15 protein-coding genes are annotated in these 17483 nt (G+C 31.6%); 5 read left to right on the forward strand and 10 right to left on the reverse strand.

Going from position 1 to position 17483, the window contains the following annotated elements; all coding sequences use genetic code 11:
• Window positions 1-920 precede the first annotated feature (920 nt).
• Complete coding sequence (locus STERM_RS02525; RefSeq protein ID WP_012859985.1) at window positions 921-7553, forward strand: autotransporter domain-containing protein; 6633 nt, start codon at window positions 921-923, stop codon at window positions 7551-7553.
• 328 nt (window positions 7554-7881) lie between these two features.
• On the opposite strand, the gene STERM_RS02530 is transcribed toward STERM_RS02525, so the two are convergent.
• The 5 genes from STERM_RS02530 to STERM_RS02550 all read right to left on the reverse strand — a co-directional run bounded on the left by STERM_RS02530 (window position 7882) and on the right by STERM_RS02550 (window position 10797).
• On the reverse strand, window positions 7882-8118 hold the full coding sequence (locus STERM_RS02530; protein ID WP_012859986.1) for a hypothetical protein: 237 nt from the start codon (window positions 8116-8118) through the stop codon (window positions 7882-7884).
• Window positions 8119-8438: 320 nt separating this feature from the next.
• Window positions 8439-8885 (reverse strand): DKNYY domain-containing protein, encoded by a 447-nt coding sequence (locus STERM_RS02535; RefSeq protein ID WP_012859987.1) that lies wholly within the window; start codon window positions 8883-8885, stop codon window positions 8439-8441.
• Window positions 8886-9024: 139 nt separating this feature from the next.
• Window positions 9025-9555 carry a DUF4189 domain-containing protein gene (locus STERM_RS02540; protein WP_012859988.1) on the reverse strand — a complete coding sequence of 177 codons (531 nt, stop codon included), beginning with the start codon at window positions 9553-9555 and terminating at the stop codon, window positions 9025-9027.
• Between the two features lie 160 nt (window positions 9556-9715).
• Window positions 9716-10216, reverse strand: coding sequence for a DUF4189 domain-containing protein (locus STERM_RS02545; protein WP_012859989.1), 501 nt, complete (start codon window positions 10214-10216; stop codon window positions 9716-9718).
• A 71-nt stretch (window positions 10217-10287) separates the two neighbouring features.
• A complete protein-coding gene (locus STERM_RS02550; protein ID WP_012859990.1) occupies window positions 10288-10797 on the reverse strand; it encodes a DUF4189 domain-containing protein in 510 nt (169 codons plus the stop codon).
• A gap of 303 nt (window positions 10798-11100) precedes the next feature.
• Here STERM_RS02550 and STERM_RS22790 point away from each other — a divergent pair, with 303 nt between their 5' ends.
• Both STERM_RS22790 and STERM_RS22470 read left to right on the forward strand, forming a co-directional pair.
• On the forward strand, window positions 11101-11292 hold the full coding sequence (locus STERM_RS22790) for a DUF4260 family protein (RefSeq protein WP_012859991.1): 192 nt from the start codon (window positions 11101-11103) through the stop codon (window positions 11290-11292).
• 186 nt (window positions 11293-11478) lie between these two features.
• On the forward strand, window positions 11479-11595 hold the full coding sequence (locus STERM_RS22470; RefSeq protein WP_370452832.1) for a transposase: 117 nt from the start codon (window positions 11479-11481) through the stop codon (window positions 11593-11595).
• 254 nt (window positions 11596-11849) lie between these two features.
• Here STERM_RS22470 and STERM_RS02560 read toward each other — a convergent pair whose 3' ends face one another.
• Both STERM_RS02560 and STERM_RS02565 read right to left on the reverse strand, forming a co-directional pair.
• Window positions 11850-12266: a DMT family transporter gene (locus STERM_RS02560; protein ID WP_012859992.1), complete on the reverse strand. Its 417-nt coding sequence runs from the start codon at window positions 12264-12266 to the stop codon at window positions 11850-11852.
• Window positions 12267-12280: 14 nt separating this feature from the next.
• Window positions 12281-12700, reverse strand: coding sequence for a DMT family transporter (locus STERM_RS02565; RefSeq protein ID WP_012859993.1), 420 nt, complete (start codon window positions 12698-12700; stop codon window positions 12281-12283).
• Window positions 12701-12788: 88 nt separating this feature from the next.
• Between STERM_RS02565 and STERM_RS02570 the strand changes: the two genes are divergently transcribed.
• A complete protein-coding gene (locus STERM_RS02570) occupies window positions 12789-13463 on the forward strand; it encodes a Crp/Fnr family transcriptional regulator (protein ID WP_012859994.1) in 675 nt (224 codons plus the stop codon).
• A 287-nt stretch (window positions 13464-13750) separates the two neighbouring features.
• On the opposite strand, the gene STERM_RS02580 is transcribed toward STERM_RS02570, so the two are convergent.
• Together STERM_RS02580 and STERM_RS02585 are read right to left on the reverse strand one after the other, a co-directional pair.
• A complete protein-coding gene (locus tag STERM_RS02580; RefSeq protein WP_012859995.1) occupies window positions 13751-14062 on the reverse strand; it encodes a putative quinol monooxygenase in 312 nt (103 codons plus the stop codon).
• Between the two features lie 162 nt (window positions 14063-14224).
• Complete coding sequence (locus STERM_RS02585; RefSeq protein WP_012859996.1) at window positions 14225-15055, reverse strand: helix-turn-helix transcriptional regulator; 831 nt, start codon at window positions 15053-15055, stop codon at window positions 14225-14227.
• A gap of 171 nt (window positions 15056-15226) precedes the next feature.
• Between STERM_RS02585 and STERM_RS02590 the strand changes: the two genes are divergently transcribed.
• Window positions 15227-15661 (forward strand): OsmC family protein, encoded by a 435-nt coding sequence (locus STERM_RS02590; protein ID WP_012859997.1) that lies wholly within the window; start codon window positions 15227-15229, stop codon window positions 15659-15661.
• Window positions 15662-15929: 268 nt separating this feature from the next.
• Here STERM_RS02590 and STERM_RS02595 read toward each other — a convergent pair whose 3' ends face one another.
• On the reverse strand, window positions 15930-17447 hold the full coding sequence (locus STERM_RS02595) for a retropepsin-like aspartic protease (RefSeq protein WP_012859998.1): 1518 nt from the start codon (window positions 17445-17447) through the stop codon (window positions 15930-15932).
• Window positions 17448-17483 lie beyond the last annotated feature (36 nt).

Consider the following 17483-nt stretch of genomic DNA (forward strand, 5'->3'; position numbering starts at 1 on the left):
AATGTAGAAAGCAATACTCATAAAAATATTCAAGTTTTTAGCGGTATGTGCAGCTAGCTTTCAATATTTAAAATTAGAGACTAACAGATAATTACTGGAAGTCTCTTTTTTATTGATAAAAAATATATTTAATAATAAAATTTCAAAAAATTTACCTGTTTGTAATAAAAAATACTTAACTTTAGTCAGCAGATTTTACGGCTTTCCAGATTTAGGGAAGTTAGAAAAACCCTGTCATTTATGGATTAATTACTATTATAAAGAAAAACATTGACAGCGGGAAAGAAATGTTATAGAATGGAGTACTAAGTATTTTCTAAGGACATCTCGATTAAACATTTCTACAGCTTTTGGGGGAAATATAATAAAAATGGTGATTTTTTTTATCAAAAAACAATATGTAGGACAAGAATAACAAGGAACAAGCTGAAAATACCGGGATAATCAGTGTTTTTCAGGTTTTAAAATAGTTTGAATTGAAATATAAGAGAATCCGGCTAAATAGTTTTTTTAATTAAGCAAGTAAACGTTTACAAGATTAAGATAAAAAGAAAAGCATGAAATTAGCGGTTTAAGAAAGTATTTCAAATTTTATATTAGAATTAAGTTCAAATATTCAGCCTGTATAATAAGATGTTTTATACAGGAATTAAGTACAAAACATCATCTAATATAAAAATATAAATTATTTTAAAAAAATATAATTAAAAATTATTAATAATTATAATTCGCATATTTTATATTATGCGAAATATTTCATATATATATGATACTAAAATAATATATTGAAGTCAATTTAAATATATAAATAATATAAAATTTATTATTATGTATTATGTGGATATATTGATATTTTTGTAAATTTTGTATTCGTGTAATATAAAATATACGAATAAAAACATGAAAATAAAGGAGTAAAAATGAAAAAGAATGAAAAATTTCTAAAAACATTTTTAATGTTAAATGCAGTGATGACAGGGGTTGCTGCTGCTGGTACAAATAATGTAAAATATGAAAAAATGTACGAAAAAATGACAAAAAATATAAGCACAAATAAATCAAATAAAGATAATTATCAATTAATAGAACGAATACTTAATCAAAGAAATAAAGAATTAAAAGATTTGCACTTACAAGGAGACTATATAGTAAAACCAGAGTATCTGGAATGGCAGATATTTTTTAATAGTTTTGCTGATAAGATCAAAATAAACGGAAAACAGGAAAATGCTGTTACATATAATGAAGACCGTGTAAAAAGCGTAAACTTTGCAATGATGCTGCCAATAAAAGGAATTCAGGATAAGAATATTAGTCTAGATATATCAGCAATACAGCCGCCGTATATCACTCCATCAATCAGCGCGGTAAATCCTGTAGCAATGACTTCACCGACAATAAATCATGACAGTTTTACATTACCGGCAGCACCGGCTCCAAAAGCACCATATTTTGGTACTGGTTCACAATCATATAATACTCCGGTAGGAAAACTAACATCAAATGTGGTGTATAATACTACAGGAAACGCTGTATATGAAAACTTAAATGTCAGCTCAAGTGCAGCAGGTACAGAAATTCTTGTGAAAGGTACAGTAACTGATATTACCGGGACAGCAGATTATGAGAACGGCCTATACAGCGGGACGACATCTGCCCTGACTTCATATACACACAGTTTTGCAACGTTTGATGTAATAAATATCGGAAATAATGGAATGTTCGAGGTAAAAGGCGACTGGACTTACAGATCAAATTCAGTGATCAACGGACACACCAGTTATGGTTTTTTAAGCTACAGACCTTATTATGTAAATACAGACAGTCAGGTGACTTTTTCCGGAAATTTAGCATTGCGTAATAAAGCCAACTATGTCAATGGATCAGCAACCGGAATGGTGGGACTCAGTCTAAATGCAGATAATGTTACATCGAATCCTACGGGGAAAGCAACACTGGAGAATAAAGGTACTATCACACTGGGGGTTTTAGATCCCGGTGATTCATATTATCGTATGGTGGGGATGCAGCTGGAAAGCGGAAGCACGTATAAAATAGACAGTGAACTTATCAACAGCGGAACTATAATTTTGAATTCTAATTATACATCGAGCATGGCGGGGATGCAGATTAATCTTAGCAATGACAGCAGATATACAGGTAATTCACTGGTAAAAATCGGAAATATAAAGATGAAAAGTTCTGGAGAAAATTATACAAGTGCAATTGGTGTTATATTCGGTCATACTTCAAATTTAGGTCTGGTGGATTCTAATGTGATAGTAGATGGTTCCGGAGGGCTGATAGATATTGAAGCATATTTGGGGAATGGAATACAAATAAATAGAGTCAATAAACCGCAGAGTTCTAATAACGGAGTGGAAAATTTTAAAAACCTGAATATGTTAATAAATGGAAAAAGTATAATAGGAATATCAAGAAGTACAAATAATGCAGCTGAAAATGCAGTAGATATGATTATGACAGGAGATGTCATCAGCAGTATAAAATTTGGTCCAAATTCAGTTGAAAGTACGATGTTTATGCCTGTAAGAGATGTAATTATTCTTGATGCCAGTCTGAAAGACTCTGTGGGTGTGATAAATGAAGGAAGAGGTAATTCAGTAGGATATATTTATACAGCAGCTACAAATGCAACTGCAAATTATGCCACACTTAAAAACTATATGCCGATAGAAATAGGATCCGGAGCAGAAGCCATGACGGCTTTAGGCGTGAGAGTGGCAGGAACAGTAGAAAACTACGCAGATATAATAAATAATTCCTCGCCTTATACAGAAAGCGGAGTAGTATATGGAGCTAAAGGACTGGTTTCAGATCTGAATCAGGCCGTAATGACAAATTATGGAAATATTGATATGAACGGAAAAAATGCCACAGCTTTTTATAATGGCTTTTTGTTGAATTCTGCCAGTGATCATACAGTTATTAATAATGAAAAAGGAATAGTAATATACAGTACGGCAAGCCATAGAGGGAGCTCGCTCGGGTATGTGGCAGGAGAAAGTAATGTATCTGCCAATAAACTGGAAGTTAACGGCTCTGATGGTGTTGTTGCCTTTTCGCACGGGGGAAATATTACGCTGTCACCTTTAACAGCGGGTGGAACACTTGAACTAACTGCTAACGGGGAAAATACTTATGCTTTTTATCATCAAAAAGGTGGAGGAAATATAGCAGGAAAAATAAAAATAAACGGTACAATAAATGCCAATGTGAAAAACGGAGGGATAGGACTTCACTATACAGGAACGGGAGTTACTGCAGCTCCGGTGAATCTTGGGACTGAATTGGCTACAATAATAGATTCTTCAGGAGGAACTTTAAATATCATTACAGATTCGGATAGCTATAATTTAACCTTGAAAAATACAACAGTTAATCTTTCTAATTTGTCAAACCTGAACTTTGATAATGTAACTTTTACTCCTGATGCAAAAACAAAGATGTATGACGGCGGTCTTTTTGTAGACATAGACTCTAACATAGATAAAAATAACAATACAGGAAGTAAAGCATACAGAAATACAGGGATGAGCGCATCAAATGTAACTGTAAACTCCGGTATAACAATAACAGGAACTGAAAATTCGTTAACAGCAGTAGGTCAGGATTTTTCAGATATAGTCAGATGGGGAGAGCTTGCCAACAAAGGTACAATTTCACTTTCCGGAGATGAAAGTACAGGAATATATGGTAAAAAGTCAACAATAGAAAATACAGGCAGTATAAATTTATCCGGAAAAGATACTACTACAATATACAGCATAGATTCTTCGGTAAAAAATACAGGTGAGATAAAAACCGGGGATAAAGGTGTAGGTATCTATTCCGAAATAGATCCGTACAGTTTTGCGATACTTACTGTTGAAAATGACGGAAAGATAGAAGCCGGAACAGGGACAGGTGCAGTGGGAATATATTCCGTGTTAAAAAATACAAATATTCCTTACTATAATCATGAAACAATTTTGAATACAAATTCAGATATAGATATGAGAAAATCACAGAATTCAGTGGGGATATATTCTATAGACAGAAATGTAAGCGGAACTGATTCAGGAAAAATAAGTATAGGAAAAGACAGTTACGGAGTGTATGTCAATAATGGCGATGTCAGTCTTAATAATCTTACATTGAACATATCAGGGGATAATTCTGTAGGAATTTATACAAACGGGACAGGATCATTCTCAGGAAACGGAACAGTAAATGTGGACGGAAAAGGGATAGTTATACTTAATATAGAATCTACAGGAACATATAATCAAAACTTTGTGGTAAATTCTACAGCCGGTTCCAGCTATATATTTCAAAATTTGAAAAACAGAACACTGGTTTCAAATAATACTGTTAATCTTGGTGAGGGCGGAACATATATAAATGCTGTGGATTCTAACGTAACTTTGGATATTAATTCAGATTTGAATTCTTTTAATACAGCAACAGGAAACTATGATTCCAGAATGATAGGTGCAGTATCTTCTGGAGGAACAGGAAGTATAACAAATAAAGGAATTATAAGTTTCGGAGATGAATCAGCAGGATTATATGCCAGAGACGGCGGACAGATAATAAACGAAGGAAGTATAAGTCTGGGAGCAAACTCTGTAGGTTTATACGGAGAAGGAACAGGAGCCAATATTACCAATGATATTTTGGCTGAAATAAATGTAAGGGATAATTCTGTAGGGATAGTATCAAATAACGGGGACAGCATAACAAGTTCGGGAAAAATAAACGGAACGGGTGAAAGACTTACCGGGATATATTCTGACAGTATTAATAATACAGTGATACAGGTTAACGGTGATATAACTCTCACGGGAAATAAATCTGTAGGAGCTTACCTTGCTGGAACAGGCCTGCAGACTTTTACAAATAATGCTGTTATTACATCAGGTTCCTCGAATTCTGATCTGGATCCGGCAATAGGGATTTATAATAACGGAAGCGGAAATAAAATAATAAATAATAACACAATAAAAACCGGGGATAACTCTGTAAGTATCTATAATAACAGCGGAGAGATTATTCAAAATTCAGGAAATATAACAACAGGTCAAAACAGTGTAGGTATTTATACGAATTCCGGAAAAGTCTCGCTGCTGGCCGGCAGTATGAATATAAACGGTGCGGACAGTGTGGGAATATATGCATCTGAAAATGCAGAAATAGAAAATAATCTTAGTATGACTTTTACAGATTCCAGCTACGGGATAGTGGCGAATTCAGGCTCAAAACTGATAAATAACAGCGGTGCTGTAATAATGGGAGAAAGCAGTGTATTTATTTATTCAAAGGGTGGTAATGAAGTATTGAATAAAGCGGGTTCTGATATAACGCTTACTGGCTCAAACTCATCGGGTATATATACTACAGACGGGACAGACATAGAGAATCATGGTCATATCACGGCGGATACAGGATTAGGGAATATAGGTATTTCAAATAAAGGCGGAAGTGTACTGAATACCGGGAATATTAAAACTGGAGATTCAATAATAATAGATGAGGAAAATACATTCCTAAATACATATTCAGTGGGAGTATACGGAGAAAATACCAAAGGCTTTAAAAATACCGGGAATATAGAAGCCGGATACAGAGGAATAGGGCTGTATATCAAAGATAATACCGGCGAAGCTCTGAACAGCGGTGATATAAAGTCTGATAAAGAAGGAGTAATGGGTATTTATGCTGAAAACAGTACTGTAAAAAATACCGGAAATATAACTTTATCAGGTGATGAATCTATAGGAATAGCAGCTGCCAAAAAAGTAACAGCTGTAAATTCAGGTGTGATAACTATGAATGGTAATAACAGCATAGGAATCTATGCTAATATCAGTTCAAAAATAATAAATGAAAAAACTGGTGTAATAAACATAAATGGTAATAACAGTACGGGAATACAATTATCATTAGGTTCGACCCTTGAGAATTACGGGCAGATAAATATGGCTTCCGGAATTTACGGGTCAAAGGATATTGCAATAGGTGATCAGGGGTATACACCTCCGAGTATAGTAAATGCCGGAGTTATAATGGTAGATGAAAAATTTGAAATAGACGGAATAAATCTTACTATAAAAGTAGATCCTGATTCACTGCGTCTTCCTACACTCGAAGAAATAACTCTGGGAGGATACTCGCCGGAAGACCTGAATGCAGGATTCCTGATATCAAACAGTACATCAATAAAAGCTCCAAGTTTTGATCTTGGCGGCAATACAACGAAAATTGATCCGAATTTTACACAGGGAACTAACATGAGGGTATATAAATTCGTAAATGTATTCGATCCCTCTACTCCTGAAGGCGGCCCGAATACAGGAGAAGTAGCGGTAGAAAGCGGAAGTCTTACTTTTGATGCTATACCTGTGGTTAATAAAGATTCAGGCGGAATAGATATCTGGATGGAAAAAATTAATTATAATAAGTTTACACAGGGAACATGGTACAATGAGTTTTCTGAAAATATTGAATCAGGATACCTTAATGCAGCAGGAGATTCATTGAAATTATATGACAGGCTGGATCTTATAAGTACTCAGAGTGCATTGAATAATGACTTTGAACAGCTTGCAGGGAATGTTTATTCAAATATAATGCAGAGAGAACAAAATATAGGCAGTATGTTCAATAATACTCTTGATATTCTCCAAAATTCTGAAAATAATACAAAAGAAAATGTGAAAATAGGCGTAGTAGCAGGATATGGAAGCAGGGAAGAAAAAACAAGCGGTGTTCCGGATTATGATTATAAAACATACGGAGTATTGGGGTTAAGAGAAGTAGAGAGAACTTATAAGCATAAATTCGGATATTCACTGGGATATACACAGACGAATTTTGAATTTGATGATTCAGACAGTAAAGACAGAGCCGATACATTTCAGATAGGAGTTCACAATAAATACAGTACAAACGGATGGAATTTTAAAAATGATCTGCTTGGAAGAATGAGTATCCACAATGTTGACAGAAATATAAAATGGAGCGACGGAAATAAATCGGAATTAAGCTCTGATTATAATGTTTACGGTGTATCATCACTGAATAGTGCAGGCAGAGAAATAGATCTGGGGAATAACTTTACTTTGGAGCCGTATGCAGGTTTGGAATTAGGTTATGCTGTTCACTCTGACTTTGAAGAAAAGGACGGCATTGAAAAGCTGAAGGTCAGGGAAAATGATGCGTATTCAGTGAAACCAAGTGCAGGAATACGTTTTGGAGTAAAAAAGGATATAAAGGATTCGGGCTGGATGGTAAAAGGAAATCTCGGAGCAGCCTATGAATACGAACTGGGAGATATGAACAGACAGGAAGAAGCAAGTGTAATAAATATAGAAAATGGTTATCATAAACTTGCCAAAGTATCAGAAGATAAAGGGATGCTAAAAGTAAATGCTTCCGGCGGAGTGGAGTTCAAGGAAAGATACGGAATTTATGTTACAGGTGAATATGCTGCTGGAAATGATGACAGGGAAGATTATAAAATAGGAGTAACGTTAAAAGCTTCATTTTAAAAAATAAAGTTTTTATAATTTTAATTAGTACGCTTTATCCAAATTCATTTTTCGTGAATATTCGTAAGAATCAAAAAAAACTTTACATTTGATATCCCCCTTAGATGTACACTTTGATACTAATTTATCAAAATACGCCTGCTCTTTTTCTTGAGCAGTGGGTCTTTTACCTATAATTGAACTAAATCCATTATATTTTTCTGCTACATAAATACCATTAGAGGAAGTAACGACAACACCATGTGTGTAAGCTTTGTTAGTTAATAATACTTTGCAGTCATTGACACCACAATATTCTAAAGAATTTTGTGTAGCAATATTTTTATTCTTAATTATGTGCTAAACCATAATAACCTGTACTTGGACTATATGCAAAAATAATCCAGTCCACTGGTCTTGCTTTTTGTTTTGTAGGCGTTGTATTTACTACAGCAGAACAATATTGACCAAATGTAACCCAACTTCCATTAGGACATGTACATATTTGTGAATTACAGGCATTTGCATAAGAAAGAGAAGTTGAAACACAAAATAGTACAAAGATAAATAACAATAATTTTTTCATATACTTTCTCCTTTGAATAAATTTAATTCCTCTTTGAATCATGGGTAAATTATAATTCATTTAGTGAATAAAATCAATAAAAAAACTGAGTACTTCAGGATATTAAAACAGAAGAATAGATGATAAAAATAGGCTTATTTATAAATTTGATAATGAAATAATACAATGTAAAACACACTATGGCGATAAATAATTGAATATAACGGCAACTGATAATACCAACTGTTTTTTTATAAGAAAATAGGCTAAAATTCCTTGAAAGTATAAAAAAAAAGAGACTGAAAATTAGATGTCTCTTCTTGTATTTCTTAGTTTTATGTTTAATTTAATGGAGTTTTATCAATGATATATTCATAAGCACCAAATTGAGTACTATATAATATTTTGTATTTGAAATTTTTATCAAAAAAATTTTTATCGTCTATATAATTGAAAGTTTTAGGGTCAGCTCCATCAATTTTTGTTTCTTTATAGAAGACTGAATCTTTATCCAAAGAATAATATAATTCCAAAACTTTAAAAGTTTCAAGATCGGCTCCCAGAATTTTTGTACTTAGAAAATAAACTGAATTTTTATCTTTTCCATAAAGATATGATGATGGAATATTTTCAAAAGAATCCGGGTCAGCATCAATAATTTCAAGATCGGTATAATAAACAGTATTTCCTTTAACCCAATAACCAAATGACTCTACTTGCCTTGCATTTATAATAAAATTGAAAGTAGTAAAAAAAAATAATATAGTAATTAAAAAAAGTTTTCTCATAAATATTCTCCTTTGAATAATTTTTTATAACTAAATAATCAATAAATTATAATTCATTTAGTAAATAAAAGCAATAAAAAAACTGAGTGCTAAAAAAAGAGACTTTTAACTTTCAATCTCTTTTTTGTGTTTCTTAGTTTTAATTTCTTCGTCCAAATTTTTCCTCATATGCTTTACTGTTATGTAACAGTATTCTTGAATTAAAAACAACTTTACAATCTATACCGCCTTTATCTTTACATTTTTTTAATAAATCTTCATAATAAGAGGTGCTCTTGTCATAAAAATAGTGATTAAATGATTTAAATTCCATTATATTATTTGATGAAAGTGCAATAAGTAAAGTTTTATCGTGTTCTTTTACAGATTTAATGACTTTACATTCCGAAGAACCACAATTTTTTAGTGATTCGCTTTCAGATGTTTTTTTATCCTTACCCTTACCAATACCATAACTTTTTCGAGTACTATCATAAGAAAAACTAAACCAAACCTTAGGAAGACTATAATCAGGTGAATATGTAGGTTGGTTATAGGCAGGACAATATTGCCCTGTAGTAACATATCCACCGCCGGGGCACATACATACCTGTGCATTGCACCCTGCAGCTAAGCCTTTTATATTTATCATTTCAAATAATATTAGTATAAATAAAAATAATTTTTTCATTGATATTCTCCTTTTAGCTTTTTATATAAAATCTCTGTACATCATTAAATAATACCTACACCTGTTCTATGAATATTAAAATTAAAAGAAGCCACAGCATTATTTTTGAAACTATCAATAACTTTAAGACAATAGCCAGAAAGCTATAATTTACTTAGAATTATTTCATGTAGGAGCAAATGCTTGTTTCTATTTTACATGATTTTCCATTTTTATTCTTACATTTTGTTAATGCTCTATCTTCTGCTTTTTTTAACAGTTCTTGTTGTGTAGCCTGACCTGTCCACCAAAAGCCAGTTGCTTCATAGGCAGAAATTTCATCTACTTTTGAATAAGCAAATGCTCCACATTCACTTGGAGACATTTGAATTACTTTACAATTACCTTGGCATCTCTCTTCAACAGATTTCTTTGCAGATTTCTTATCTGTATAATTATATGCAGTTGCCCAATTTCCAGTCTTTTCATTTATGGCTATTGCTCCGTAATAAGTTGGTGAATAAGAATTATTGTTAGTATTGCTGCCAGTATTGTTTTGGGTACCACTAGGATTTCTACAAACTTCAATAGGTATAGTTACTCCGCATCCATAAGGATCTGAGAGAGATTGAAGACTCAAGGTAATAAATAATATCATAATAGTAAATAGTAATTTTTTCATAAATATTCTCCTTTGAATTATTTTTATAATTAGATAGTTTTTTATGTATATATAGTCTTAATTCTTATTTTTTAGTAACCTAAATTTTTATCTTTTCGATAAAGATAAGCAGAATCAAATACAAGTTTACAATTTGACCCGCCTTTAGCTTTGCATTTTTTAATTAAGTTATCAATTCTTTTCTCGTATTGTTCCCAAGTAGAACTTCCGAATGATGAATATGTTACCATTACACCGTTGGATGAAACTGCAGCAAGGGAAATGCCACCAGGAACTTTTTGTGATTTTTCAATTTTACATTCAGCTGTTCCACATTTTTTTAAAGCTTCATTTTGTGCTGTTTTTTTGTCATAACCAGTTCCTACTCCATAAATATTTTTATTTTTGTCATAAGAAAAAGCATACCATTTGGTTAAAACTGACTGACTAGGTGTATTATTATTATAAACAGGACAATATTGACCAGTAGTAACATAGCCACCACCAGGACATGTACATATTTGAGCACTGCAGCCATTAGCTAAAGATTGCACGCTAAGAATACCAAATAATATTAAAATAAAAAACAATAATTTTTTCATATATTTTTCTCCTTTGAATAAATTTAATTCTTATCTGAATCATGGATAAATTATAATTCATTTAGTGAATAAAATCAATAAAAAGTCTAAGTGCCAAAAATGCTGAAAAATATTGGAGAATATAATATAATTTCCATTATCAGATGTTGAAAGTGATTAGAATTACATTGAGACGATCAGTCAAGAAAACAAGGAAATCATTTCATAAAATTTTTTTTAATTATAAATTATTTAATATAGTATAGTTGACAGGAAATTATATATATAGTAAAATGATTGTATTTACAAAAAAGTAGGCGCATTATGGTAAAATTTATTTTAAAACTAGAGTCATTATGTTTTTTTCTGTTGCTCATAATTGGATTTATTATGAAAAATAATTTGATTGTAAGTTTTGGTGTAATATATGGTTCTCATATTAGTTTTGATAGAATGATTGGCTATGGATTAAAATATAATGATTCTTTCAAAAATACTCATTTATCTAATATATAAAAGAGAATTCAATCTATAAAATTATAGTAAATAAACATATACCTTTTTTAAGTGTAGAAGAGGTATATTTCCATGTAAAAAAAGACATGGTTTTCTATTTATATAAATGTGTAAAAATATCTTGAAAATATATTGTTATGAAAAAAGTACGGCTCTCCCAAGTCCGTACTAAGGAACTATTTTAGAATGAACAGATCAATTCAGCTAGAAGGATCATTTGGAGTAATAAAAGAAAACTATAAATTCAGACAATTTTTACGGAGAGGAAAAAAAAGTAAAAATAGAATTTTTATTGATATTTAGAACTTTTAATATAAGAAAATTCAATAGAAAGATGAAAATTGATCGTTTAGGAGTCGCTTTTCATCAAAAGAACTTATGTTGGAAAAGCAGAAGAATATTATTTTGAAAAAGAAAAATTTTTTAATTTTTTGTTTGTTTAAAATTATGGATATGTTTAAATGTAAAATGACAGGAACTGTGTCAAAAAAATTCATTTTGACACAGTTCTTTCTATTTTATAATCTTATTTATTATGTATAATAAATATACATAATTTAAATAAACTTTTGAATTATCAGGCCGATACCAATCACTATTATACCTATAAAAGTATTGAGAACAAAAACGTTATTAACTGCAAAATCTAAAATCAGACCTGTACTCATCTGACCTATAAACAGTAATACGGTCATATTGACAGAAGATACGGCTTTTAAAGAATAGCTGAGTAAAAAAACAACTGATACGCTGATAACACCGCCTAAAAGCATCCATAGCTCGAAATGCCGGCTGCCGGCAAGCTGCGGTTTATGAAAATATATAAGTAAGATTATTGAAAATAATAATCCTGATACAAAATTAAAAAATGTACTTTTTAATAAGCCTGTTTTACCGGAAAGCTTTGAATTTACACTTCTTGATAAAACTTTGGCAGTTCCTGCCGTTAAAGCACAGAATATAGAAAAAATCATGGTAATTCCTCCTTTTAATAAAATATTATAAATATTCCTGAAAGCATAATAAGAAGCGACAGGATTTTCTTTTTATTAATCTTCCTTTTCTCAAGGCTGAAAAAGCCAAATTGGTCTATAATTAAGGATGCTGTTATTTCTCCTAAAAAACTCAATACTAAAATACTTGAAATGCTGATATGTCCGAAGGCCATATTATTAAATAATGTTGTTCCCACTCCTATTACTCCTCCAAGATACATCCATACAGGCAGTTTATGATTTTCAAATATTTTTTGTTTTTTTATGCTGATAAAAATAAAACAAATGATCACTCCCACTGTATGAATTATTACTGTTGCCAGATAACTTCCAACAGCCTGTGATAGCATCCCGTTAAAAAATACCATTAATGCTATAAGCATTCCAATAATAACTGCTGTTATATTATACATAAAATACACCTCTTTATAATAAGTATAGAATTTTTTCATTGAAAAAGAGTATGACATATGTCATACTCTTATGAAGAGAGGTGATTATATGAAGTCAGTAAAAATAACGTCAGATCATTTTTTAATATTAGAAAAAATGAAACTCGGAGAAATTGACGGAAAAAATTTGTATATTAAAACGTATAAAAAAGGAGAGTATATTTTTTATCAAAATGAGGAAATAAAAAATATTCTTATTATATATTCTGGAAAAGTGGGGGTTACTTTAGATTCAAGCAAGGGACACAGACTTCTTCTAGCAATATATTCCCCGAATTCAATGCTTGGAGATATAGAGTTTTTTAATAAAAGCTGTACTGTAAGTAATGCACAGGCATTATCCGATACAGCCGTTATCTGTATATCTTATTCAGATATAGAAAAGCTTCGGAATCATAATGAATTTATATATTTACTGGGACAGATACTGGCTAAAAAGTTGACAAGAAACATAAAGAATAATTCAATTAATATTCTCAATGCTGCCGATATTAAAATAGCGGCATATATTGCGGGAATCTGTGAAAATAACATATTTGACGTAAATTTATCCAAGCTTTCAGAATTATTAGGAATCAGCTATCGTCATCTGCTTAGGCGGCTGAAAGCTTTTTGTGAAAATGGGTATCTTCTTAAAATAAAAGATGCATATAAAATTACAGATTTGAATTCTTTAAAGGAGCTTGCCGGTGATTATTACATAACAGATGACTGGCAGATATAATAATGATCTCCGGATAGTAAATATATTATGTATTTAGAATATTTATTCATCGTGATCTTTTATTTTAAAAATGAAGGAGGCTGATTTTTTTATGAAGCCGGGCAGGAATAATGAAATCAGATAAGCCAGTAAAAATACTAATTTCCATGTTCCCAGCCATGTATAAAAAGGGAAGGTTTTCTGCTCATTATTTAAAAAAGTCAGTGTAAAAGAGATTATAGCCGTAGTTAATAATATCGTTATGACAGAAATTATCCTGTTATAGAGAACTACTGATATGCTCAGCATTATAAGTCTACCTTTCTTGAACTTTCAAATAATATAATCTCAGTTATTTTTTTTGCAAATAATTCCTGAGTATATATTTTTTTATGATGCTCATAAAATGCCACATCATCTTCCCAGATTTCCCACAGTGCAAACTTTTTTTCTTCGGGATTTAACGGTGAAATAAAAAACTGAATACATCCTGCTTCCTGATTAGTTTTCTCTTCTAATTCAAGCAGTTCATTTTTTACTATCTCATAGTCTGTACCTTCCGTTGCTCTGATTATAGCTGTACAATACAGGTAAGACGGATTTTTTTCATTTCTTTTCATTTTTGTAACCTCCTGTTATTTTAGTGTTGTTAATAATATCATGAGGAGTCCGCTCCATGTCAAGCTTTTTAAATATTTTTAACAGCAGTCAAAAAAAATATGGTTTTTTTCACAGGTTTCAGTAAAATAAAAAGAAACTTGAAGAATTTTATTTCAGTTTTTCTATTTATTCATTAAAATCTCCATTTTTTGTTTTGTACTTTCAGTAAGTGAGGTATGTACAAATATTTTTAAATTTGTGTTATTAGCAACATCTAAAACTATACATTCAAATTCTAAACTACCGGCTTCGGGATGGGAAAAATATTTGTTTACAGAGTCAATACTCTGAATCTGATGCTGAGACCACCAATAATCAAATTTTTTGCTCATTTTACACATTTTTTTTATAAAATCCAAAATCCAATTATCCATGGTATAATGACTGTATACGGATCTGAAACGCGCCACAAGATCTTCGGCATGTTTCTCCCAGTCTGTAAATAAATTTTTATAATAATCATCCATAAACATAAGCCATACCGCGTTTCTTTCTCCTTCAATTTTCTGATTAAAATCTCCGAACAAATAACAGGCAGCTTTATTCCATGCAAGTATATTCCATCTTTGATCAAGGATATAAGCCGGGGATAATTTTAAACTGTCTATAAAATTCTGAATGCTTTTATCAATATTTATCTGAACTGTCAATAAATCAGTCGGAATGCTTTGATGGGCTAAAGCGAAAAGATATCTTTTCTCTTCCTGGGAAAGCATTAAAGCATTTGATAATTTATTCAGTATTTCAATTGAAACCTTTATTTGTCTTCCCTGTTCCAGCCATGTATACCATGTAAGTCCTATATCTGCGAGATAAGCCACTTCCTCACGGCGTAATCCCGGGGTTCTTCTTCTGATTCCTTCCGGCAGATTAACCTGAGAAGGAAGTATTTTAGAACGTTTCAGCTTTAAAAAACCAGCTAGTTCCGTACGGTTTTTTTTGTCAATATCCAAAGATATCCTCCTATCGTATTACAATTTATACTGGTATAACCAGATATCTGTTTATATTATAAACAATGTGGTAGGATATGTCCAGATGAAAGGAAGTGATTATAATGTAAGAAATTAGCAAAGAAATATAAAACATAAAATTTATTAACTGTAATAAGAAAGGAGCAAAAAATGAATGAGCATAAAACAGAAATAGAATTAAATCTGATAAATGATAAGGTAAAGTTTTTGGGGAAATCAGGAGAAAATCAGGATATAACAATTGATTATGTGCCGCCTTTTGGAGATGGAGAGGGATATACCGCATTAGAATTGTTTCTTATAAGTTTTGCTTCATGCCTTAGCACAACACTTCTGGCACTTATAAAAAAAGAGCTGCAAAAAAATGTAATTTCTATGAAAGTAAAGGGGTATGGTGAGAGAAGAAAAGAGCATCCTAAAAATTTTTCAAATATTTGTTTTAAATATCATATAGTTTCAAATGATTTGACAGAATCAGAGCTTAGAAAGTTAGTAACTTTATCTGAAACAAAATACTGTCCTGTCTGGTCAATGATAAATGAAAATGTTAAGACTAATGTTGAATTTATAATTGAAAAAGGTTAATCTATATATTTTAGGAGGAAATTTATGAAAATATTTTCTATTTGTAAAAAATTTTTTTGTAAAATTTTTAACAGATAAATATTACTTATATAAAAAGTGACTGTGACAGTCATAAGAAAATACACCTTTAATGGCTAGTCTGAACTAGCCTTTCGAGGTGCATTTTAATATACAGAATTGCTTAATTTTTACTCCGGTATTTTTTACATCTGTCTGTTTTATGTTCCTAAATATATCTTTGGCTTCTGTGATATACTCAAAAAAATTATTACTGTGAAAAAATCATTTTCATTCTGTCAAAATCAATTGTCCAGCTGTATTTTTTTAAGAAATTATGACTGACAAGACCGTCTATAATAAATCCTCTTGATTCCTCAAAATTAAAGGCAGCTTCTAAAGCACCGTGTTCAGCCCAAATATTTTTTTCAGCCGGAAGGTCGCCTAGTCTGAACTGATTAATCCTGAATTCGCTTACTTCAAAATCACTGCCGCCCAATCCGCCGACATTATCTAAATCATCCGGCTTTTTTTGAGCTTTCAGCATAGGAATTCCGGTAAATGACATTGTTTGTTCCAATAGGATAAGTCCTGTTTTTTCACTTGCCAGCCCGGAATCCATAAAGAAGTTTAACGATTCCTTTCCGTTAATAGACCCCTTGGCAGTCATAAAATGAGATGTTGCAAGAGTAAACGGAACGTCTTTCGTTTTTTTATACTTAGATGTATATTGCTGTAAAAGAGTACGTCCGGCTTGATTTCTCGGTCTTAAAATAAGTCTGCTGTTTGGATAATCCATTGTTGCTAAAAATTGTTTCAGGACAGCTGTTGTTATAATACCGTCAATTTCAATTTCATTATTATAAATGGCTGAAAATTGTTTAATGGGTGCTAATATAACAGGAACAGATTTTATTGTAACTCCGTTCAGTGATATGGAATCCAGCTTTCCATATCCGGTTTCGACAGATATTCCGCCTGCATATGTTCCTTTGACAGTAGAAATAGTTTTTATATTCAGGGAAGATGCAACGGTTTCATCAAGATAAAATATATCTCCTCCTGTGTCGATTATTGCATTGATTTTTCGTCCGTTCACTTCCATCGAAACAGCCGGAAGATATTCATCGGCAATAAACGGGACGACTGCTTCTGATTTACCGTTCCAATTAATATTATACGGCTTAGTTTCCTTAAAAGCCTCCATGACTTCTTTTAATGGTTTGTCACCGTCTTCTTCCAGAGCAGCGGTGAGATTTTTGGCTTTATTAAACTGGTTTGTCTGATAGTAAGTATATAATAAACCTGTTTCAGCTTTTAAATAATAATCCTTAAAGTTTCTCATTCTTAATTTATTAAATAAATCTTCTGCCCCTTTATAATTGCCGGTAATATATTCTATCTGTCCTGAAAGATAAACAGCCTCCGGTATGATTTCATTTCCTTTGAGCATTGGAGAAATAATTTTCTTTGATTCGGAAAAATCTCCCAGCTGAAAAAGTTTTCTGGCATATGAAAGCCTTGTTTCATTGTCATCAGGATTTTTAGTGAGTCTGTTTTTCAGTCCGTCTGTTTGAGCCAGAATATTTTGCCGGGTAAGTGCTTCCGGCGATTCAGCCTTTGGATGTTTGGACAGACTGAACATGTCAGATTCAAAAAAACGGGTATCTGCTGTCTTACCTTCAGATGTATCTGATTTTAAAGATTGACAGTTTACCATTGTACTGATTATAAAAGAACAGCATAAAAGCCGAAACAGGTATTTTTTTAATATAATATTTTTATTCATTCTCATTCTCCTTAAAAAGTTTTTATACTGTGATAT

It is taken from the genome of Sebaldella termitidis ATCC 33386, assembly GCF_000024405.1.
Taxonomy (GTDB): Bacteria; Fusobacteriota; Fusobacteriia; order Fusobacteriales; family Leptotrichiaceae; genus Sebaldella; species Sebaldella termitidis.